Genomic DNA, 22917 nt, shown 5'->3' on the forward strand with positions numbered 1-22917 from the left:
AAAATCAGGCAGCCGCACGCAGCGGACGGGCCAGCGCCACGCCTTCGGCATCGAATAAATGGCAGTGGGCGGCGTCCAGATAGAGGTTCAGTTGCTCGCCATAACGGCTCGCCAGATCACCGCGCACACGCATGGTCAGGGCTTCGCCGGCGTTGGTTTTGACGTGGCAAAAGGTGTCGCTGCCCAGACGTTCGCTGACATCGGCGGTGACTTGCAGGGTGCAGTCACCCGGTTGCGCCAGCTCCAGATGTTCCGGGCGAATACCCAAGGTCACAGCGCTGCCGACGCTCAGGTGGGCGGCGTTGAAGGGCAGGGTGATGCGCGTGCCGGCGTCCAGCGCGACTTCGCAGCTTGCGCCGTCGACGCGGGTAATCTTGCCCTTGAGGAAACCCATTTTCGGCGTGCCGAGGAAACCGGCGACGAACAGGTTGGCCGGGCTGTGATAGAGGTCCAGCGGCGAGCCGACTTGCTCAATCTTGCCGCCATTGAGCACCACGACTTTGTCGGCCATGGTCATTGCCTCAACCTGATCGTGGGTCACGTAGATCATGGTCGCTTGCAGGTCTTTGTGCAGACGCAGCAGTTCCAGGCGCATCTGCACGCGCAGCGCGGCGTCGAGGTTGGACAGCGGTTCGTCGAACAGGAAGATTTTCGGATTGCGCACGATGGCGCGGCCGATCGCGACACGTTGACGCTGACCGCCGGACAGCTGTTTAGGTTTGCGTTCGAGCATCGGCCCGAGCTCAAGAATGCGCGCCGCTTCACCGACTTTCTGCTCGACTTCGGCTTTTGGTACGCCGGCCAGATCGAGGGCGAAGGACATGTTCTTTTTCACGGTCATGTGCGGGTACAGCGCGTAGGTCTGGAACACCATCGCCAGGTCACGCTTGGCCGGGCTGACTTCGGTGATGTCGCGGCCATCGAGCTCGATGGTGCCGCCGCTGACTTCTTCAAGCCCTGCGATCAGGCGCAGCAGAGTCGATTTACCGCAACCGGACGGGCCGACGAAGACCACGAATTCCTTGTCGTTCACCTCCAGGTCGATGCCCTTGATGATGGAAAAACCTTCGAAGCCTTTTTGCAGATTCTTGATTTTCAGGTTGGCCATGGTGATGGGCCTCCGCATTGTTGTTTTTTTAAGATCAAAAGATCGCAGCCTGCGGCAGCTCCTACAGGGGGACGGTGTGCTCTGTGTAGGAGCTGCCGAAGGCTGCGATCTTTTGCTTCTGAAATATCTATTTCACAGCGCCAAACGACAGGCCGCGGACCAGTTGTTTCTGGCTGATCCAGCCGAAGATCAGAATCGGCGCACAGGCCAGGGTCGACACCGCCGACAACTTGGCCCAGAACAACCCTTCAGGGCTTGAGTACGAGGCGATCAACGCGGTCAGTGGTGCGGCTTTCGACGAGGTCAGGTTCAGCGACCAGAAGGCCTCGTTCCAGCACAGGATCAGCGACAGCAGCACGGTCGAGGCCAGGCCGCCCTTGGCGATGGGCAGCAGCACGCGGACCATTTCCTGCCACAGCGTGGCGCCGTCGAGGCGGGCGGCTTCGAGGATGTCTTTGGGGATGTCCTTGAAGTAGGTGTAAATCATCCAGACCACAATCGGCAGGTTGATCAGCGTGTAGATCACGATCAGCGCGATGCGCGTATCGAGCAGGCCGAAACTCTTGGCCAGCAGGTAGATTGGCATCAGCACGCCCACTGGCGGCAGCATTTTGGTGGAGAGCATCCACAGCAGCGTGCCTTTGGTGCGCTGGGTTTCGTAGAACGCCATCGAGTAGGCGGCCGGCACTGCAATCAGCAGGCTCAGCGCGGTGGCGCTGAAGGAAATCACCACCGAATTCCAGGCAAAACTGAAGTAGTCGCTGCGCTCGTTGATGTGCAGGTAATTTTCCAGCGTCGGCGTGAAGATGAACTGCGGCGGCGTGGCGAAGGCGTCGATTTCGGTCTTGAAACTGGTCATCACCATCCAGAAGATCGGGAAGAAAATCACGATCGCGATGGCCCAGGCCAGGGTGCCGAGCAGCAGGCTTTGCAGCCGGCGGGATTGTTGAAGAGTCATGGCAGGCCTCAGGCTTTGTCAGTCAGGTTTTTGCCGATCATCCGCACCAGAATGATCGCGGCGATGTTGGCGATGACCACGGCAATCAAACCGCCCGCCGAGGCCATGCCGACGTCGAACTGCACCAGCGCCTGGTTGTAGATCAGGTAGGCGAGGTTGGTCGAGGCGTAGCCGGGGCCACCGTTGGTGGTGGTGAAAATCTCGGCGAACACCGACAGCAGGAAGATTGTTTCGATCATCACCACCACCGCAATCGGCCGAGCCAGGTGCGGCAGCGTCAGGTGCCAGAAGATGGCGATGGGGCCCGCGCCGTCGAGGCGCGCAGCTTCTTTCTGCTCCTGGTCGAGGGACTGCATGGCCGTCATCAGGATCAGGATCGCGAAGGGCAGCCATTGCCACGACACAATGATGATGATCGACAGAAGCGGGTAGTGCGCCAGCCAGTCCACCGGTTGTGCGCCGAACAGTTTCCAGATGTAGGCGAGGATTCCCGACACCGGATGGAAAATCAGGTTCTTCCAGATCAGCGCGCCAACCGTGGGCATGATGAAGAACGGCGAAATCAGCATGACCCGCACGATGCCACGCCCGAGAAACTCGCTGGCCTCCAGCAAGGCACTGATCAACACGCCGAATACCACACTGATCAGCAACACGCTGCCGACCAGTAACAAGGTGTTGGTTGCGCCGGGCATGAACCCTGAGTCGGTCAGGAAATAAGTGAAATTCTCCAGCCCCACGAACTGGTTTTCACCGGGGTAGAGCAGGTTGTAGCGGATCATCGAGAAGTAAATGGTCATGCCCAGCGGCACGATCATCCACAGCAGCAACAAGGCCACCGAGGGGCTGACCAGAAACCAGCCGGGATTGGCCACGCGGCTTTTGCGCTGCGGCCGGGACAGGTCGATTTGGGCTTTGGCAGTTGAAGTATTCATGGTGATCACAACCGGTTGGGTGCAGATACATGTTCAGGAAAGACGCATTCCTGACATCGACGCGAACCCTGTGGGAGCGGGCTTGCCCGCGATGGCGATTTAACAGTCGACATTAATGTTGAATGTGTCGGCCTCATCGCGGGCAAGCCCGCTCCCACAGGTTTAGTGGCGGTTACTTCGGATAACCCGCGCGCTTCATCTCGCGTTCAGTGGTCTGCTGCGCTGACGCCAGCGCCTGATCCACCGTGGTCTGGCCGATCAACGCCGCCGAGAACAGTTTGCCGACCTGCGTACCCACCGCCTGGAACTCAGGGATGGTCACCAGTTGAATGCCGATGTACGGCACGGGCTTCAGGGTCGGTTTGCCTGGGTCGGCCGCCTTCAGCGATTCCAGCGCGACCTTGGCAAACGGCGCGGCTTTGATGTAAGCGTCGCTGTACGTGGAGGCACGGGTGCCCGGCGGTACGTTGGCGATCCCGTCCTTCTCGGCAACCAGTGCGCCGTATTCTTTCGACGTGGCCCAGGCGCTGAAGGTTTTCGCAGCATCCTTGGCCTTGGAGCTGGTCGGAATCGCCAGCGCCCACGAATACAACCAGGCCGAACCTTTGTCGGTGACTTGATGCGGTGCGAAGGTGAAGCCGACGTGGTCGCTAACTTTGCTCTGGGTCTTGTCGGTGACGAACGAACCGGCGACGCTGGCATCGACCCAGATCGCGCATTTGCCGCTGTTGAACAGCGCAAGGTTTTCGTTGAAACCGTTGCTGGAGGCGCCCGGCGGGCCGGATTTCTTCATGGTGTCGACGTAGAAATTCAGCGCGTTTTTCCACTCGGGCCCCGTGAATTCCGGCTTCCACTGTTCATCGAACCAGCGCGCGCCATAGGCATTGGCTACGGTGGTGATCAGCGCCATGTTCTCGCCCCAACCGGCCTTGCCGCGCAGACAGATGCCGTATTGCTCTTTATCTTTGTGGGTGAGTTTTTCCGCAAAACCGGCGATCTGTTCCCAGGTCGGCCGCTCTGGCATGGTCAGGCCGGCCTCCTTGAACAGGTCGGTGCGGTAATAGGTAATCGAGCTTTCGGCGTAGAACGGCAGGGCGTACAGCGAACCCTTGACCGACAGACCTTCGCGCACCGACGGGAACACATCGTCGAGGGCGTAACTGGCCGGCAGATCTTTCATCGGCTCAAGCCAACCCTTGGCGCCCCACAGTGCAGCTTCGTACATGCCGATGGTCAACACGTCGAACTGCCCGCCCTGAGTGGCGATGTCGGTGGTCAGGCGTTGGCGCAGCACGTTTTCTTCCAGCACTACCCAATTGAGCTTGATGTCCGGGTGCTCGGTCTCGAACGTTTTCGAGAGCTTCTGCATGCGGATCATGTCGCTGTTGTTGACGGTGGCGATGGTCAGGGTCTGGGCGCCAAGGCTGACGCTACTGAGGGTCATGCAGGTGAGGGCAAGCAGAGCTTTTGCAGTGGGTTGCATCGTGCACTCCTTTTTCTGCACCCCGGGGGAGGCAGAAGGACGGTTATTGTTTTTGTGTCTTCCAGTGCAGGAAGAATGTGCGCTGATTACAGCCTTCAATCGCAGGGCTGACAAATCATCCGTCGCACTTTGATTGATACTTTTTTGCACTGCACTTTGATGAGCTAAACGCAGGGAAGGGGATTGCAGCGCTGGGAGGGCAGCGGATACGTACAGGTTTTCAGAGATTAATAGCGAAGATCAAAAGATCGCAGCCTTCGGCAGCTCCTACAGATGACCGGTGTAGGAGCTGCCGAAGGCTGCGATCTTTTGATCCTGCTTTCAGCTGTGGTTTTGCTCGGTCAGGCGCTGCACTGCCAGGCGTCGATAATGCGAAGGCGTCATGCCCTTGAGCTGCTGAAAGCGTCGATTGAAGTTGGAAATATTGTTGAAGCCCGACTCGAAGCACACATCGGTCACCGGTTTATCGCCATCGGCCAACAATTCGCAGGACTTGCTGATGCGCAAGCGATTGACGAACTCGATGAAGGTGCGCCCGGTCGCCTGTTTGAATACGCGGCTGAAGTAGGTCGGTGTCATGCCCAGATGCTCGGCGACTTCTTCCAGTGAAATGTCCCGGGCGTAATGGCTGAAGATGTAATCAACGGCGCGGTTGGTGCGGTCGATATTGTGCTCATCCGCCAATTGCGACGTGGTTGCGCCGGACAACAACTGGAAGTCATCGCTGGCCGCCAGCAATTCCATGAGGATGAAAAAGTGCCCGAGTCGAGTGATGCCGCGGCTGTCGGCAATTCGCTGCATCAGCGTCATGGCCTGGCCAATCGTGCGTTTGCAGCGGAACTCGATGCCGTATTGAGCACGCTCCAGTAATGGCGCCAGCGTCTTCAGTTCAGCAAACACCTGATGGCCACTCTCGAACAGCTCGTCGGTGAAGTTGACCAGCATGTCGCGTTTTTCGACGATTTCATCTTCCGCCACCTGGCTGATCCAGTTGTGGGGCAGATTGGGCCCGGTGAGGAACAGGGTTTGTGGGTAGAAGTTGCCGATGTAGTCGCCGATGAACACTTTGCCTGAACTGGCGACGATCAGGTGCAGTTCGTATTCCTTGTGGAAATGCCAGCGCACCAGCGGGCAGGGAAAGCCATGCTGACGGTAAATGATGGACAACCCGTTATGGTCATCCATCAACTCGTAAGAGGGGTCGGTCACGCGTGCGGTTCGGGTCATGGCTGGGCGCTTTTTTTGTTATCGCCAGGCGATCATGCCTCGTTCCGCCGGTTGTGCGCCAGCTTGCTGAAGGGCCGCGGCTGAAGCGGCCCGGCATTGGATCAAGTCACGGCGCCTGTTGTGGATTTTTTAGCAGCTTTTCCCAGATTCGCTGTCTGGCAAAAAAATACGATTTTGGAGTTTTTAATAAAATCGAAACTGATGATGTTGCAGTGCTCCACCCAATTTCTTCTCTCAGGATCAAACCAGTCATCAAGGACTTCAAGGATTCTTTGCGGCCCCTCCAAAGTCCAGATGGCTGCCGAGAGCGACCAAAGATAGTCTCTCGAAGGGGGGCTTTTCATGACTTCGATCACGTAAGCAAACAATGAGGAAGTAGGGTGTAGGGTTTCCTGGACGTAAGAATTTCCAGCCCACTTGTGAACGACCTGCCCGCAGAACAACTTCCAGTCCAGATCGTAATGCGATGGAGTTGCCACCAACAATCGCTGCGTTCGGCTGACTTTTTTCAATTGTCCAAGAGTGAGGTGTATGTTTTCTGACGGTATTATGTACTCGCCCAAATGCTTGATCATCATTTCGCTGAAGTACTTGTAATCGAAGGGCTCCTTGCCTCCCTTTAATTCGTGGAAGTCGAGGATGATGAATTCATTGTAGCTGCGTTCCAGAAAACCTTTGATGTCGCGAACGAGATCTTCCAGCGTGCGCGAGGACAATTCGCTGTTATGCAGGAAGCGGAATTTTGCGAGTCCGCTGGACTTTGAGTCGTATATCAGGCGCAGGTCAAGCGCCCGCGCACCGCGATTGAGTTGCGAATAAAAAGAGACATCCTGACAAACTACCCAGTTTGCGACGAATGGTGCATAAGAGGCCTCCCAGTCACAGCCAGCGTTATGCGTGCCGGGCAATGTCATTTCGAACAATGACAGATTGTCAATTTCTGGAGTGCTCCCCATCCATTGATAAGGGAGCAGGTTTTTAAAGGTGTAGTTGTTCATGTTGTATCCTGCGTAATTCAAAAAGTGCGAATAACGTTCGCACAGGCAGGATGTTTATAAGTCTGGGTTGTTGGTTCGCCAATAGCCGATGTAATACAAGTTTTGTAGTGCTGGTGTCTTTATGCCTGGGTCGACAGGGTGTTGTTGTTTTTGGCTTCAATCCACTGAGCCATATATTGTGTGCTTTTGTGGGCATGATGGCGCAACATGCTGCCGATAAAATTATTGGCTCGCAGTGATTGTAAGTTTATTTTGCATTCTTGCAGTTTCGCGATGAGCGCTGGTCCATGGGTTTTCTGTTGGTAACGCTCGCTCAATAACCTGTCGCCAGCCAGGCTGGCAGCTTGCCAGTAAGTTTCGTCCTTATATAACTTGATCGCGCAGTCGGCGAATTCAGTCGCGGTACGGGTGACATCTCCAGGCCATCGGCATTCACCGTGCATGCCCTCGGCACCGATCGGCGTTGTGACACTCGGAGTGCGGCAAAGCATCGCGTCAACGAGCTTGCCCTTGATCCCGGCGCCAAAGCGCAGAGGCGCCAGACAGACCCGCGCCGCAGACATGACCTGCAATGCATCTTCAGCCCAGTTCATTACATGAAAGCCCTGCGCCGCGTTGTGCAGAGCCGTGGCTTTGGGGGGCGTGTAGGCGCCGTAAATGTGCAGTTGTGCTTCAGGCAATTGTTGGCGAATAAGCGGCCAGATGGTCGATTTCATCCAGAGCACGGCATCCCAGTTGGGGGCATGACGGAAATTGCCGATACTCAGAAAATGTTCCCGATCTTCGAAGGTTCGCGCTGGTGCCTCTGGCAGGTCAACCATCAGTGGACACCAATGCAGCAACTGGCGCGGTAAACCGAACTGTTCGACCAGTAACTCGATTTCCACTTCGGAAATCATCAGGTTCAAGTCACAACGATACAACGCCGCAATTTCCCGTTTGGCCAGGTCGGTGGTAGCCATCAATTCGAATTCTTCGCGCAACGCAGGAATAAACAAATCGCTGAAGTCATCCTGATCGTTATTGGCTTTCAGACGATCCTTGAGCCGTTGATGGCGGGCATGTCGCAAGCTTTGCAGATCAGATGTTTCCAGAACACGCAGGGCGCCTGGACAGTGCTTTTCAACCCGCCAACCGAACTGCTCTTCCATCATGAACTGGTCGAACAACACAATGTCGGGCGCCAGGTCACTGATGAAGGTATCGAAGCTGCTGTTATTGAGTTCGATCGGCACCTCGCGGATCCCCAGTGCACACAAATCGGCCTTGTGCTCACCGGGACCTGCCGGGCTGCTGAAGGTAATCTCCCAGCCTTGCTCCAGGAACGTCTCGAGAATCTGCATCACGTGCCCGCTGGCGGCGGAGGAGCGGGGTTCGGGCCAGACGTAACCAATGACGAGAACTTTGGTTGCAGGCTGGCTCATAACGCGGATTCCTAAACGTACGGTGGGAAAAAAACAGCGCGGATTAAAACACAAACCGGACGGTGTCCGGTTTGTCTATATCAGGTAATCGGCGTGCCGAGGTTGACCAGGACCGGTTGGTCCAGGAAGCGCTCGGGGTGGGCGTGGTATACCGGGAAACGGATTGCGTCGATGTTCAACTCGAACATAGGGCGCTCGGTTTTGATCTGGTCGAGCAGACCCACGGCCAGTTCATAGGAGTCGGCATTGAGTAGTGCCGGATTTTGACGCACCAACAGCGGTTGACTGGCGGCGCTGGAGTCAAGAATCTTCCAGTCGCCTGGTCGCGCCAATACCGCGTGGGGATTGTCCGGGAACCGCGGGTGAGCCCGGGTCGAACTCCTTGCCAAATCAACCAGCGAGGTGACGTCTAATTGGGAAAACGGGGTCACATGCCCGTAATACAAATCGAGCGTTCCTGGTGCACCGTGCGATAACTCATGGATTAGCACGTCGGCGATCCGGCTGTCGTCGTAACGGCTGGTGCGGTAGAACTCATCCATCTGGTCGGGAAATATCTTCAAAAAGCGTTTGAACGAACCCGCAGGATCGTCAACATTTTTCCTGGCTGCTTTCCACTGTTTATAGTCCGTAGTTCGCAAGGCTGCCAAGGCGTTGACGGGGTCTTTCTTGAACGACATGTTGGCCAGTGAGACACCGTTGAGATCGTGGCGCATGGCACGCAGTCTCTGCAGCACATGTTTCAGGGCATCGTCGGAATATGTCCCGAATACGTGTTCAAAAACCAGTCGAACCTGGGCCTCCCAGTTAGGGTCGGTACATACGCTAATGGCGTTATCCAGCTTGCTTTTGGCGAGGGGCAGCGACCTTTTCAAGTAACGCCGGGTGTAACCGTGCGGCTTGAAGCGCGCAAAAAAACGCCGCAAAGGCGAAAAATCCAGAATCTTGAAATTCGGCAGCTTCGGTCCCCAGGCGCCGCCTGTCTTGAAGTGCAGCGCATGCCACTCGTTGTTGCGTTGCAGGGCCACGAGTTCGAGCGGTTCAGCCAGATCATCGACCGCTTTCCACTGGCCTTGCATGAGATCAGTGCGCTTGGCGGCCTTGATCAAATCATAGGATTGCGAGCTGCCGCTCAATCTGCGGATTTGACTGCTGGCAACTTCCAGAGCTTACGAACTGCGCTTGGACAACAACAGCGCCCCACGCTTGGCCAACCGCGCACCCTTTTGCGCCAGATCGGGTAAACCGTCCAGTGGATTGACCACAGCGACAGCAAATCTGAGCGAGGCTTTGGCGATACTCAAGACCTTTGCGGTGGTAGATACAGATTTGGTCACGATGTTCGCCACCGTAACACCCAGACCGACCAGCAAACCGACCAAGGCCAGACCGTCCAGAATGCAGCCTCCGATGCCTTCGGAAACACGCGGTGCATCACCGGACTGGATATCCTCAATGCATTTTTTGAAAGGCACGACCAGATCCACGAGGAATTTATCCACCACCCTGTTGTGCTGACGCAATACCTGCAGCTCGGTCTGCGTATTCAGCGATGCATACATTTCTTCGCGAGTCAGAACAGGGTGATAGGTCAGCACCCAATCAGTCAGTTCTTTCAGCGCCGGAGCGAAGAACAGTGCTACTTGCCCGACATTGTCTGCCTTCAGGTGCATCTGACATAGTTTTTCCACCACGACGCTGGATGTCATGCCACTGCGGGGTTCGCTGCCACTGGCATAGGCACTGAAGTCCAGTGGCCAGACGTGGTCTTGATTTTTCTTCTGGAAATCGGTTTTTTTTCCTGTGTACGAGAGCTGGGGATTCTGATTGATCACACCGGTCTTCCGTAACATCAACGCCAGTTCGGGGCACTCCCGGCACAATCCCCTCAATGTGAATAGCTCGTAGCTTCGGGTCACCCCCGCGGACTGGGTGCACAGAATGACGCCAAAGCGACCTTTTTTCGCGTCGCGATGATTCTGGGTTTCCTCGAAGGCGTTGATAGGATTGGCTGTTTCGCGAACGGTATAGATCGAGACATGGCCGTTCATCAGTGCTTGTCTGTCGCGGTTGGGCAGATTGCAAATGGCAAGCTTGATCAACGCGTCCCGACCCGCCTGCAATTCTTCATAATATTGTGTGAATGCGCGATCAAAGATCGTGGCTGCGGGCTCCAGCTCATTCAGACGTTGAAAAGCGCCCACGGGTGCCGCGAAGTTAGCTGCGGTTTTGTATTTCGAGGTCAGCTTGCCGTTTTCGCTCAAATCACCGGACATGTAGAGGTCAACCACGCTGAGGCGTAACTTACGCAGTTCGCTTAAGGCGAAATGGCTCATACCTCGTCCATCCAGTGAATAGTCGAATATTTCCTCGGCCAGCCCCTTCAAGTTGAGTGAGCCCAGAAGGTCGAGCCAGTTGCGGTCAGTGAAGGATTTATCGTATTTGATCGAAAACGCTTTACGTTGCAGGTAATCACCAGGTGCAAGAACTTGCTGTAGCGCTTTTAGCGACAACTTTGTTCGGTCGGGCGCGACGCCTGACAGACCTTTTTCGGATTGGTGCAATGCATCGCTGTAACGGTCGAAGTATGTAGCCGCTTTTAAAAACGTTTCGTGGCTGTAATCCTTTCCCTGTGCATAAGGGACAAGATTATTCATCACTGCCCAGTTGATGACCGGCAAGGCGGACGTTAATTCCTGCAGTGTGCGCTGATCGCTGCTAATTGGGCTCAGTTCGGAAAACGCTATGATGTCCGCGTAACTCAACAAGCGCGCGGCTCCGGGCGTGGCCAGTTCAATCGTCGCGACTGTTTGCGACAGCACGACCCAACCTGCCTTACCCAATGTCAACTCCGCCGGTGTATCGGCGATCAAAAATTCGGGCGCTGTCCCGGACAACAGCAGGTGTGCTGCGATTTGCACATTGGTCGCTTCAATTGCCGTGGTTTGCAGCAAGTGCTGTTCAAGGTTCTCGACGACGTCCGCAGGGGTCAATGACGCGTTGTTCGGGTGGTACATGTCGAACCCGGCAATGACTGCGCTGTGGTGTTGCAGTGTAGGAATGATGTCAATGATCAATGCGGATACGACCAGATGCATGATTTGCATGCGGGCGACCTCGCTATCGTCTTGTTCAAGATTCCAGTTCAGCCGGGTATGCATCGTTGCGCCTAAGGCCTGCGCCTTGGGTTTTTTCAGGAACTGTTCAATAAAAGTAGCGGCATGCTGTCTGCGATCAGCAACGCCTATTTCATTGAAATTGTTGTAAGGAACGATGTGCTGAAACAGCGATGTCGCCCCGCCGGTGGTTTCCTCGATCAACGCTTTGATGGTCTGGCGGTCAGCATCGGTGAGTCGAAAGGGGCTGTCTTGCGCGGCGAAGATCAACTCGTGATAGTTGCCCAGTGGCGGGGGGGGCGGTAATTTGAACGTGAGATGCGCGATCAATTGCCTGGCTTCCAGCACCGTGTGGGGCAGGTCGTGTTTTTGAAAGCGAAGCCACTGTCCGACGCTGATGTATTTCCCGATAAGTACTCGGCCACCAAGGTTGGCTGCACATTCGGCGAGCAGGGTAAGATCCTCGCTAAGATAGGTGGTGACAAGCGAATCCGTGCTCATATCAAACCAGTCACGATCAGGAGGTTCTATCAGACCGGATGAGTTATCCAGATCCAGCCAGAAGTCATCATCGAGTCCGCGCAGTCTGGCGTTTTCATCAACTTCAAACACTGTTTCTTCGCAGAAAATGTATCTGTCATCCAGTAGGAGAAAGGCATCCCTTTTCGTGAGCTTCTGCAATTCTATTCGCGCAAATTCACAGGCATGATCGAAAGTGCTGTCGGTGACTCGTGAGGCGAATAACTTATTGAGGTCCAGGGTTTCTTCGTCGGTGCGCTCGCCGATTTTTGCTTTGATGGCAGCAAGAATATTGTTTTTTTCTTCAATGTCCCGTTGTTCCGGAGCATTGAAATTTGAGGGGGCAAGTTTTCCGTCACGCTGCTCGACGAGACTTTGTTTTGGTGATGGCTTCACTGATTTCATCCTTGTCAGTTGCTTGTAGTTCCTCTCCGGCCTTGGTGAGTTCAATTAGGTGAAACACACAGGTAAGTGTTTGCGCCGTTAGGTGGGCGCACAGTAAATCTGTTTTCGCGACTTTTAAAGTTTAAAAGAGTTGCAAGTTGTGCAGCGCAACAGACCGGTAATAGTCTGTTGCGTAAATGATCGATTGAACCCCGTGTTCGAGGTTATTTTGCTTAAAAGGTGAAGGGCGAACACGTTATGGTTTAAGTATTCCCTTCACTTTGTCGCGCAGCTGGTCAATCGAAAAAGGTTTGCCGATAACGTGCATGCCATCTGGCACATCGATACTTTCGGCGTAACCACTGGCAAACAGGATTGGCAGTTCGGGGCGAATTTTACGCGCTTCCAGTGCCAGCTCACGGCCATCCATACCGGGTAAACCGACATCCGTCATCATCAGATCAATATGCTTGGCCGTATCCACGAGAATTTCCAGCGCCTGCTCGCTGCCGTCCGCTTCCAGCACTGTGAATTCCAGTTCCTCCAGCACATCGACGATCAGCATGCGCACGATGGCGTCGTCTTCGACGACCAGGATGGTGGAAAGGGTGGCGGACATAATTAAGCTCTCAAGGGTAGGAATCGGGTGCGCCGGTCGATCAAAAATACCGTGCTTTTGCATGAGTAAGTGGCGCATAGCCACAAGTTCCCGGTTTGATACAAAAAAGATTAGCAGCTGCGGGGCGCGCAAGGATAACTGTTGGCACGCATCCACGCGCAGGCAAATGTAGGAATTTGCTGCCAAATTCGTCAGAAAAATGGATCCAGGCCGGTGTTTTGGGGCAAACTCTCGGGTTTTCAACAGTTCGACAAGGCTGCCCCATGTCCTCTCCGTCTTCGGTTGATGAGCAACGCTTTCGCAAACTCCTGAGTCGCAACGTCAGTCTGCCACTGGGCGTCGGCGTGCTCAGCGCGGTGTTCTTCGTGTCGCTGATCACTTACCTGCTATCGGTCATCCAGTGGGTTGAACACACTGACCGGGTGATCAATAACGCCAACGAAGCGGTGAAACTGACCGTGGATCTGGAAACCGGTATGCGCGGTTTCCTGTTAAGCGGCGATGAGCACTTCCTCGATCCGTATGAAACGGCCAAACCGCGAATCGCCGTGGCGCTCAATACGTTGCTTGAGTTGACCGGCGACAACCCAGTGCAAACCGATCGTTTACGCCGCCTGCAAGCCTTGCAGACCGAATGGGCGACCTACGCGCAGTCGATGATCGATTTACAGCGCAGCAGCGGTGATTACCGTGGTGCGGTGAGGGCCGGGCGGGGCAAGCGCCTGACTGACGAGATTCGCAAGCAGTTCGAAGACGTGATCGACATGGAGCAGCAGTTGCGCGCCTCGCGCAATGAAGAAGTGCGCCGCACGACGATCTGGAGCATCACCCTTTATCTGCTGTTCGTTGCGGGTATCAGCGGATTGCTGGCCTACATTGGTCGTCGCGATCTGGTCAATTTGTCTGAAAGCTACGGTGCCACGCTGGCAGCGCAGCAGGCCAGCGCCGAGCGCCTGGAGCGCCAGGCCTGGCTGCGTAACGGCCAGACCGAACTGGCCGAGCAGGTGCTGGGGCAACTGACACTGAATCTGCTGGGGCGCAACATTCTGCAGTTCTGCGCCCAATATCTCGGCGTCGCGGTGGCTGCGCTCTATGTTCGCGAAGAACACGGTGGCCTCAAGCGGGTCGCCACCTATGGCTTCTCGCGTGAACAGGAAGAAAAGGATCAGGCGATTCACAGTGCCGAAGGCATCGTCGGTCAAGTGGTGCAGCAGGCGCGTCTGGTTCGGCTGGATTCCGTGCCATTCGATTACTTCAAGGTCAGTTCCGGTCTTGGCGAAGGTCTGCCGCACAGTGTGCTGGTGGTGCCGACCAGTGAAGACGACCGCGTCAACGGCGTGATCGAACTGGGTTTCCTGCGTCCGCTCAATGACCGCGACATCGAGCTGCTGGAGCTGATCGCCAGCAATATCGGCACCTCTATCGAGGCGGCCCGTTATCGCCAGCGGCTGCAGGAAGTGTTGGCCGAAACCCAGCAACTCAACGAAGAGTTGCAAGTGCAGCAAGAAGAGCTGAAAACCGCCAACGAAGAGCTGGAAGAGCAGTCGCGGATCCTCAAGGAATCCCAGGCGCATCTGGAAACCCAGCAAGTGGAGCTTGAGCAGACCAACGAGCAACTGGCCGAACAGGCCCAGACGCTCGCAGAACAACGCGACGCCATGGACTTGAAAAACACCGAGTTGAATCAAGCACAGGTGCAACTCGAAGAGCGCGCCGAAGAGTTGCAGCGTTCGAGCAAGTACAAGTCCGAGTTCCTCGCCAACATGTCCCACGAACTGCGCACGCCGCTGAACAGTTCGCTGATCCTCGCCAAGTTGCTCGCGGAAAACCCGCAGGACAACCTCAGTCCCGAGCAGGTCAAGTTTGCCGAGTCGATCTATTCCGCCGGCAACGATCTACTCAACTTGATCAACGATATTCTCGACATCTCCAAGGTCGAGGCGGGCAAGCTCGAAGTGCTACCGGAAAACACTCACGTCGCGCGGCTGGCGGACGGTTTGCGGGGTGTCTTCGAACCGATCGCGGCGGACAAGAAGCTGGCGTTCCATGTCGAAGTGCAACCCGGCGCCCCGACGACGATGTTCACTGACCGCCAGCGCCTTGAACAAGTGATCAAGAACCTGCTGTCCAACGCGGTGAAGTTTACCGAGCGAGGATCGGTCAGCCTGACGATTGCCAGTCAGCCCGATGAGCGCATTGCGTTCATCGTTCAGGATTCGGGGATCGGCATTGCCACGGATCAGCAGGAAAGCATCTTCGAAGCCTTCCGTCAGGCCGATGGCACCACCAATCGCAAGTACGGCGGCACCGGGCTGGGGTTGTCGATTTCCCGGGATCTGGCAATGTTGCTCGGCGGTTCGATCAGCGTCAGCAGCAAACCGGGGCAGGGCAGTGTGTTTACCCTGGTTTTGCCGTTGCAGTACAGCGAGCCGGGCGACACGCCGTTCGCGCCGCTGAGCTTCACTCCACCCGCGCCAGTCACGCACGTTGCCGCGCCAGCGGCGCCGGTTACATCGCTGGCACCGGTCAACATCCCGCGCTTTGCCGATGACCGCGACAAGGCACCATTTGCCACCCGCTGCATTCTGGTGGTCGAGGACGAGCCGAATTTCGCCCACATTCTTTATGACCTGGCGCATGAACTGGGTTATCAGTGCCTGGTCGCCCACGGGGCCGACGAAGGTTATGACCTGGCGCGGGAATTTGTACCGGACGCGATCCTCCTCGATATGCGCCTGCCGGACCACTCTGGCCTGACCGTGTTGCAGCGCTTGAAAGAACGCGCCGAAACCCGTCACATCCCGGTCCATATCATCTCGGTCGAGGATCGTGTCGAAGCAGCCATGCACATGGGCGCCATCGGTTACGCGGTCAAGCCGACCACCCGCGAAGAGCTCAAGGACGTGTTTGCCCGTCTCGAAGCCAAACTGACGCAAAAGGTAAAACGCGTGCTGCTGGTCGAGGACGATGATCTGCAGCGCGAAAGCATTGCGCGGCTGATTGGCGATGACGACATCGAAATCACCGCCGTGGGTCTTGCTCAAGATGCTCTGGATCTGCTGCGCACGACAATCTTTGACTGCATGGTGATCGACCTGAAGCTGCCGGACATGCTCGGCAACGAGCTGCTCAAGCGCATGTCAACCGAGGACATCTGTTCGTTCCCACCGGTGATTGTCTACACCGGGCGCAACCTGACCCGCGACGAAGAGGCCGAGCTGCGCAAGTATTCGCGCTCGATCATCATCAAGGGTGCGCGCTCACCGGAACGTTTGCTTGATGAGGTCACACTCTTTCTGCACAAAGTCGAATCGCAGTTGTCCCATGAACGGCAGAAGATGCTCAAGACCGCGCGCAGCCGCGACAAGGTCTTTGAAGGTCGCAAAGTGCTGCTGGTGGACGACGATGTGCGCAACATTTTCGCCCTGACCAGCGCGCTGGAAACAAAAGGTGCAGTCGTGGTGATCGGCCGGAACGGTCGTGAGGCGATTGAAAAACTCAATGAAGTCGACGACATCGATCTGGTGCTGATGGACGTGATGATGCCGGAAATGGATGGTTTCGAAGCCACCATCGAGATCCGCAAGGATCCGCGCTGGCGCAAACTGCCCATTATTGCGGTGACGGCTAAGGCCATGAAGGATGATCAGGAGCGCTGCCTGCAGGCGGGCGCCAACGATTATCTGGCCAAGCCTATCGACCTGGATCGCCTGTTCTCGCTGATTCGTGTGTGGTTACCGAAGATGGAACGCATTTAGTGGAAGGCAGTAACTCATCAGAGCGCAACAGTGAGATCGAACTGCGGTTGTTGATTGAGGCTATTTACCTCAAGTACAGCTACGATTTTCGTGATTACTCCGGCGCTTCGATCAAGCGTCGGGTGCAGCACGCATTGGGCCAGTTCGAATGCGCGACCATTTCGGCGTTGCAGGAGAAAGTCCTGCATGACCCGACGGCGTTCATGCAGTTGCTGCAACTGCTGACGATCCCGGTCAGCGAGATGTTTCGTGATCCGTCGCACTTCCTCGCCATTCGCAAGGAAGTGGTGCCGTTGCTGCGCACCTACCCGTCGATCAAGATCTGGATCGCCGGGTGCAGCACGGGGGAGGAGGTCTATTCGATGGCGATTCTGCTGCGCGAAGAGGGCCTGCTCGAGCGCACGATCATCTATGCCACCGACATCAACCCGCGCTCGCTGGACAAGGCCAAGCAGGGTATTTTTTCGATGGAAAATGTCCGCGCCTACACCGCCAACTATCAGCAGGCCGGTGGTCAGTGTTCATTTGCCGACTATTACACTGCCGCTTATGGTTACGCGATTTTCGACAAGAGCCTGTGCGAGAACGTGACATTCGCCGACCACAGCCTGGCCACTGATAGCGTGTTCTCCGAAACTCAATTGATTTCCTGCCGCAATGTGCTGATCTACTTCAACAAGAAGCTTCAGGATCGGGCGTTCGGGCTGTTCCATGAATCGCTTTGTCATCGCGGTTTTCTGGTGCTCGGCAGCAAAGAGACGCTGGATTTTTCCAGCTATGCGAACCAGTTCGAGCCGCTGGTAAAGCAAGAACGGATCTACCGCAAAAAATGAACGAGACTGCGGATTTGCCTCGAATCGAGGCTATTGTGATGGGTGCTTCCGCCGGTGGCGTCGAGGCATTGATGAACCTGTTGGGGCCATTGCGCCAAGGTTTTGTGCTGCCGATCATCGTCGTGTTGCATTTGCCGGAGGAGCGTCGCAGCCAGTTGGCCGAAGTGTTCGCCCGACGTTTGCAACTGCCGGTCGAAGAGGCCACCGACAAGCAGGACATCCAGGCCGGCACGGTGTATTTCGCCACGCCCGGTTATCACCTGTCGGTGGAACAGGACCGCAGTTTGTCCTTGAGCCTTGAGGACCGGCTGCATCATTCGCGGCCATCGATTGACTATCTTTTCGAGTCTGCTGCCGATGTCTACGGGCCGAGGTTGGCGGCGGTGCTGCTGACCGGTGCCAATCACGATGGCGCGCGCGGGCTGGCGCAGGTCAAACGCTCCGGCGGGCTGACCATCGTGCAGGATCCTGATGACGCCCAGATCGCCACTATGCCCCTGGCTGCGCTGAAAATTCAGCAGCCGGATCATGTCTTACCCATTCACGGCATCGGCCGTCTGTTAGTCGAGCTGGAACGAATCGCATGCTGAGTAATATCCAGGCAAAACTGCTGATCGTCGACGATCTGCCCGAGAACCTGCTGGCTCTCGAAGCGCTGATCAAACGCGAAGACCGCACCGTGTATAAGGCGTTGTCGGCCGACGAAGCATTGTCGCTGCTGCTGCAACACGAGTTCGCCATGGCCATTCTCGACGTGCAGATGCCCGGCATGAACGGCTTCGAACTGGCGGAGTTGATGCGCGGCACCGAGAAAACCAAGAACATCCCGATCATTTTCGTCAGCGCCGCTGGCCGTGAACTGAACTACGCGTTCAAAGGTTACGAAAGCGGCGCGGTGGACTTTCTGCACAAACCGCTGGATATCCACGCGGTGAAGAGCAAGGTCAACGTGTTCGTCGATCTGTATCGCCAGAGCAAGGCCATGAAGCAACAGGTCGAAGCGCTGGAGCAGGCTCGACGGGAGCAGGAAGCGCTGCTGCAACAATTGCAGAGCACCCAGTCGGAGCTTGAACAAGCGGTGCGGATGCGCGATGACTTCATGTCAATCGTCGCCCACGAAGTGCGCACGCCACTCAATGGCCTGATACTCGAAACTCAATTGCGCAAGATGCACCTGGCGCGGGACAACGCCGCGGCGTTCACCCTCGACAAGATGCACGCCATGGTCGATCGCGATGAGCGGCAGATCAAAAGCCTGATCCGCTTGATCGAGGACATGCTCGACGTGTCGCGGATTCGTACCGGCAAGCTGTCGATCCGGCCGAATTCGTTCGACCTTGTGCAGTTGGTGAGCAATCTGCTGCAAAACTTTGCGGCGCAAATCGAAGCCGCCGAAACTACAGTCACCTTTGAAGCGGATATGCCGGTAAAAGGGTGCTGGGATGAGTTCCGCATCGAGCAGGTGATTTCCAATCTGTTGACCAACGCCCTGCGTTACGGCGGCAGGAGCCCGATTCAGGTCCGCGTCTATCGCCAGGGCAACGAAGCCCGGGTTGAGGTTCAGGACCACGGGATCGGCATCAGTGCCGAGAATCAGAAACGTATTTTCCAACAGTTCGAACGGGTTTCCGCCAAGACGGTAGTGGCCGGTCTCGGGTTGGGTCTGTTCATTTCCGAGCAGATCGTCGCCGCCCATGGCGGTTCCATCGTCGTCGAGAGTCAAATCAACGAGGGCGCCCTGTTTCGCGTTTGTCTGCCGATCGAGGAAAACGGCAAATCCGACGCAACCTCTGAGTGACCGCACGGTCGTATCAGCAGCTATTGACCGAACATAGGCTTCCCATGAGCGTAGATGCACAAGATGTAGTACTCGTCGTCGAGGACGCACCGGTTATCTTGATGGTTCTGACGGATTATCTGTCGGGGCAAGGCTATCGCGTGCTCCAGGCGGAAAGCGGCGAGCAGGCTTTCGAGATTCTGGCGAGCAAGCCGCATCTGGACGTACTGATCACTGACTTCCGTTTGCCTGGCGGCATCTCCGGCGTGCAAATCGCCGAACCCGCCGTCAAGCTGCGACCTGACCTCAAGGTGATTTTCATCAGCGGTTATCCGCAGGAAATCCGCGAGACCGGTAGCCCGATCACGCTTAAGGCGCCGATTCTGGAAAAGCCGTTTGATCTGGACGTGTTGCAGGAAAAGATTCAGGAACTGCTGGCCTGATCGAAATCGACCTCATGTAGGAGCTGCCGCAGGCTGCGATCTTTTGACTTTGTTTTAAGATCAAAAGATCGCAGCCTGCGGCAGCTCCTACAGGGTTTTCAGGGTCTCAGCTTTTGATCATTTCGCGCACCTTGGCGGTCAACAGATCAAAGGTGAACGGTTTGGTGATCATCTGCATTCCCGAATCCAGGAAACCACCGCGCACCGCCGCATGCTCGGCGTATCCGGTGATGAACAGAATCTTGAGCTCAGGCCGGTATTGCCGGCCAATCTCAGCCAACTGCCGACCGTTCATGCCCGGCAAACCAACGTCGCTGATCAACAAGTCGATGCGCTGCGTCGAGTTGAGAATCGGCACCGCGCCGTCGGCATCTGCAGCCTCCACAAACGCATAACCCAACTCGCTGAGCACTGCGCTGACCAGCACGCGAACGGCCGGGTCGTCTTCGACGATCAGCACGGTTTCGCCATCTATTGCGTGCGGCGATTGCTGGATATCGCAAGTGGGCTGCTCAAGTTCCTGGCCACGGTAACGCGGCAAGTAAAGCCTGACGGTTGTGCCCTGATCAACTTCACTGTCGATCGAAACATGCCCGCGTGACTGCTTGCTGAACCCGTAAATCATCGACAGGCCCAAGCCTGTTCCCTGACCGATCGGCTTGGTGGTGAAAAATGGATCGAAAGCGCGACTGATCACACTTTGCGGCATGCCGCTGCCGTTGTCGGTGACGCTTAACATCACATAATCGCCGGGTTCCAGATTGGGGTAGGCCACGGTGAATTCACGATGCAGCACCTGATTGCTGGTTTCGACCACCAGTTTGCCGCCCTCGGGCATGGCGTCGCGGGCATTGATAACGAGGTTGAGCAGGGCGCTTTCCAGTTGATTGGGGTCCGCCTCGGCTACCCAGAGTTTTTCATCCAGACGCATTTCCAGTTGAATGCTTTCGTTGATACTGCGCTGTAGGAGCTCGCCCATCGACAGCACCAGGCTATTCATCTGCACGGCTTTGGAGTCGAGCGATTGCCGACGGGAAAAGGCCAGCAGGCGATGAGTCAGGCTGGCGGCACGATTGGCCGAGGTCACGCCCAGGTCGATCAAGCTGTCGAGGTCTTCGGTGCGCCCTCGGGCCAGTCGCCGGCGAATCAACTCAAGGCTGCCGATAATGCCGGTGAGCATGTTGTTGAAGTCGTGAGCGATACCGCCGGTGAGCTGACCGACCGCTTCCATTTTTTGCGACTGACGCAACGCTTCTTCGTTGTGCCGCAGTTGCGCGGTGCGTTCTTCGACTTGCTGTTCGAGGGTTTCCAGTGTCGATTGCAGGCGTCGTTCGCTTTCACTCAGATCGATCAGACGGTCGCGGGCTTCGTACTGTCGTCGACGGCCGCGAAGGGCAGCGGACACCAGACTGATCAGCGTTGCCGGATGAAATGGCCGCTCAAGGAACGTTACGTTGCCTAATTGATCGCTGAGGTGAGAGGAGGGACCCTGTTCCTGTCCGCCGTGATGAGTGAGCAACACAATCGGCAGATCCGACCACGCTGGCTGCTGGTCCAGATACAGGAACAACGCCTCCAGTTCCGGGCCGCGTAGCGCCTCGGCGGCGATCAACAGCATGCCGGCGCCAGTCTCCAATTGCGCACACAGTGTGGTGAGATCCGGTGTAATCAGGCCGCTGTACCCGGCCTCGTTGAGAATCATCAACGCAATTTGGCTGTCGCGCCCCATGGGCGCCAGAATCAGCGCCCGCTCGGCGAGCGGCACCGAGCCGGTCATAAGCCTTCCTGCAGCAGCGGTTTTCTCTCACCGAGGTAGGTCGGGACGCCACGAAGTACGCCCTGAAAGGCTTCCAGCGGTTCGCCGATGATCATGCCTTGCGTCGAAATAAGGTATTCGCGAATCGTCGATTCATGGCTGCCGGTGCGCTTCTTGATGATGGAGATGGCGCGGCGCACCTTACCGATGGCTTCGAAGTAGCGCAACAGAATCACCGTGTCGGCCAGATAGGTAATGTCGACGGGTGCCTGCATGTCGCCGACCAGACCGTGCTGAGCGACCGTCATGAAGGTCGCAGCGCCTTTGCGGTTGAGGTACAGCAGCAGTTCGTGCATGTGCAGCACAAGCGCATTTTCTTCCGGCATCGCGGCCTGATAGCCGTTAATGCTGTCGATGACTACCGTTTTGATCTGGCCTTCATCAACGCAACGACGTACCCGATGGGAGAACTCGCCCGGTGACAGCTCGGCGGCATCCACTTGTTCGATGAGCAAATTGCCGGAGGCACGCAGGGCCTTGAGATCGATGCCGATGTGTTTCATCCGTTCGAAAAGCAGTTCCAGCTCTTCGTCAAAGATGAACAGCGCAGCTTTTTCCCCGCGTGCTACAGCAGAAGCCGCGAAGATCATCGAAATCAGCGATTTGCCCGTACCTGCCGGGCCGAGAATCAATGTGCTTGATCCCGTCTCGATGCCGCCACCGAGCAACGCATCCAGCTCTTTGATACCGCTGCTCAATTGCAGGCGTGGGTAGTCGCCGCGATGCTCGGCTGCGACCAGTCGCGGGAACACATGCACGCCATCGCCCATGATGGTGAAGTCGTGATAACCGCCGCGGTACTTTTGGCCACGGTACTTCACGACCCGCACTCGGCGACGCTCGGCGCCATAGTTGGGGGTGATTTCTTCCAGGCGAATCACACCGTGGGCCACGCTGTGCACGGTTTTGTCGAGAGACTCGGTGGTCAGGTCGTCGAGCAGCAGCACCGTCGCGTTGTAACGCACGAAGTAGTGCTTGATTGCCAGAATCTGTCGGCGGTAGCGCAAGGAGCTTTGCGCGAGCAGACGGATCTCGGAGAGGCTGTCGAGGACGACGCGGGTCGGCTTGAAGCGTTCGACCGCTTCGAAAATCTGTTTGGTGGCTTCGCCCAATTCCAGGTCGGAGGAGTACAGCAAGCTCTGCTGGTGCTCTGCATTAAGCAGGCTTTCCGGGGGCGTCAGTTCGAAGATCTTGATGTTTTCGTCCAGCTCCCAGCCGTGGGACAGCGCCCCTTGGCGCAGTTCACGCTCGGTTTCCGAGAGCGTGATGTACAACGAGCGTTCGCCGGCTTTCGCGCCAGCTATTAGAAAATGCAACGCGGCGGTAGTTTTGCCGGTACCGGGCTCACCCTCCAGCAAAAATACGTGACCACGAGACAAGCCTCCGGCGAGGATGTCATCCAGGCCTACGATGCCGGTGGCGGCTTTTGCACTGATCAACTCGTTAGATGTAGACAAAAAATGCCCTCTCATGACTAGGGGAAGCGAGGCAGCCGTCTAGTGTGAGCTGCCTGTTTACT

The 22917-nt window shown here is 56.5% G+C and carries 17 protein-coding genes; 5 read left to right on the forward strand and 12 right to left on the reverse strand.

Features of this window, described 5'->3' with window-relative positions; genetic code table 11:
* Nucleotides 1-4 precede the first annotated feature (4 nt).
* The 10 genes from ICA16_RS03700 to ICA16_RS03745 all read right to left on the reverse strand — a co-directional run bounded on the left by ICA16_RS03700 (nt 5) and on the right by ICA16_RS03745 (nt 12771).
* Nucleotides 5-1108, reverse strand: a complete 1104-nt coding sequence (locus ICA16_RS03700) for an ABC transporter ATP-binding protein (protein ID WP_210699950.1) — start codon at nt 1106-1108, stop codon at nt 5-7.
* Between the two features lie 127 nt (nt 1109-1235).
* Nucleotides 1236-2066, reverse strand: a complete 831-nt coding sequence (locus ICA16_RS03705; protein WP_150603841.1) for a carbohydrate ABC transporter permease — start codon at nt 2064-2066, stop codon at nt 1236-1238.
* Nucleotides 2067-2074: 8 nt separating this feature from the next.
* Complete coding sequence (locus tag ICA16_RS03710) at nt 2075-3001, reverse strand: carbohydrate ABC transporter permease (RefSeq protein WP_047301353.1); 927 nt, start codon at nt 2999-3001, stop codon at nt 2075-2077.
* Between the two features lie 172 nt (nt 3002-3173).
* Entirely contained in the window at nt 3174-4484 is a 1311-nt protein-coding gene (locus tag ICA16_RS03715) for an ABC transporter substrate-binding protein (RefSeq protein ID WP_150598277.1), read from the reverse strand.
* Between the two features lie 321 nt (nt 4485-4805).
* A complete protein-coding gene (locus ICA16_RS03720) occupies nt 4806-5711 on the reverse strand; it encodes an AraC family transcriptional regulator (protein WP_150603843.1) in 906 nt (301 codons plus the stop codon).
* A 101-nt stretch (nt 5712-5812) separates the two neighbouring features.
* A complete protein-coding gene (locus tag ICA16_RS03725; protein WP_210699951.1) occupies nt 5813-6709 on the reverse strand; it encodes a phosphatidylinositol-specific phospholipase C domain-containing protein in 897 nt (298 codons plus the stop codon).
* A gap of 119 nt (nt 6710-6828) precedes the next feature.
* Nucleotides 6829-8133 carry a glycosyltransferase gene (locus ICA16_RS03730; RefSeq protein ID WP_210700169.1) on the reverse strand — a complete coding sequence of 435 codons (1305 nt, stop codon included), beginning with the start codon at nt 8131-8133 and terminating at the stop codon, nt 6829-6831.
* Nucleotides 8134-8213: 80 nt separating this feature from the next.
* The gene (locus ICA16_RS03735) at nt 8214-9269 is read right to left on the reverse strand and encodes a hypothetical protein (RefSeq protein ID WP_210699952.1); all 1056 of its coding nucleotides are present in this window, start codon (nt 9267-9269) and stop codon (nt 8214-8216) included.
* 33 nt (nt 9270-9302) lie between these two features.
* Nucleotides 9303-12164 (reverse strand): hypothetical protein, encoded by a 2862-nt coding sequence (locus tag ICA16_RS03740; protein ID WP_210699953.1) that lies wholly within the window; start codon nt 12162-12164, stop codon nt 9303-9305.
* Between the two features lie 244 nt (nt 12165-12408).
* Nucleotides 12409-12771 carry a response regulator gene (locus tag ICA16_RS03745; protein WP_210700170.1) on the reverse strand — a complete coding sequence of 121 codons (363 nt, stop codon included), beginning with the start codon at nt 12769-12771 and terminating at the stop codon, nt 12409-12411.
* Nucleotides 12772-13034: 263 nt separating this feature from the next.
* Here ICA16_RS03745 and ICA16_RS03750 point away from each other — a divergent pair, with 263 nt between their 5' ends.
* From ICA16_RS03750 to ICA16_RS03770, 5 genes are read left to right on the forward strand one after another with little or no spacing between them, the layout of a single operon-like run.
* Nucleotides 13035-16529, forward strand: a complete 3495-nt coding sequence (locus tag ICA16_RS03750; protein WP_210699954.1) for a response regulator — start codon at nt 13035-13037, stop codon at nt 16527-16529.
* Complete coding sequence (locus ICA16_RS03755; RefSeq protein ID WP_150615537.1) at nt 16529-17362, forward strand: CheR family methyltransferase; 834 nt, start codon at nt 16529-16531, stop codon at nt 17360-17362. Before ICA16_RS03750 ends, ICA16_RS03755 begins: the two co-directional genes overlap by 1 nt.
* Entirely contained in the window at nt 17359-17952 is a 594-nt protein-coding gene (locus tag ICA16_RS03760; RefSeq protein WP_150615538.1) for a chemotaxis protein CheB, read from the forward strand. The genes ICA16_RS03755 and ICA16_RS03760 overlap by 4 nt, the downstream gene beginning before the upstream one ends.
* Nucleotides 17946-19160: a hybrid sensor histidine kinase/response regulator gene (locus ICA16_RS03765; RefSeq protein ID WP_150615539.1), complete on the forward strand. Its 1215-nt coding sequence runs from the start codon at nt 17946-17948 to the stop codon at nt 19158-19160. Before ICA16_RS03760 ends, ICA16_RS03765 begins: the two co-directional genes overlap by 7 nt.
* Before the next feature lie 44 nt (nt 19161-19204).
* Complete coding sequence (locus ICA16_RS03770) at nt 19205-19582, forward strand: response regulator (RefSeq protein ID WP_210699955.1); 378 nt, start codon at nt 19205-19207, stop codon at nt 19580-19582.
* Between the two features lie 106 nt (nt 19583-19688).
* Here ICA16_RS03770 and ICA16_RS03775 read toward each other — a convergent pair whose 3' ends face one another.
* Entirely contained in the window at nt 19689-21359 is a 1671-nt protein-coding gene (locus ICA16_RS03775; protein WP_210552791.1) for an ATP-binding protein, read from the reverse strand.
* Nucleotides 21356-22855 carry an ATPase domain-containing protein gene (locus tag ICA16_RS03780; RefSeq protein ID WP_210552790.1) on the reverse strand — a complete coding sequence of 500 codons (1500 nt, stop codon included), beginning with the start codon at nt 22853-22855 and terminating at the stop codon, nt 21356-21358. The genes ICA16_RS03775 and ICA16_RS03780 overlap by 4 nt, the downstream gene beginning before the upstream one ends.
* Nucleotides 22856-22917: the final 62 nt, after the last annotated feature.

Source organism: Pseudomonas anatoliensis (assembly GCF_017976235.1).
In the GTDB taxonomy this organism is placed as follows: domain Bacteria; phylum Pseudomonadota; class Gammaproteobacteria; order Pseudomonadales; family Pseudomonadaceae; genus Aquipseudomonas; species Aquipseudomonas anatoliensis.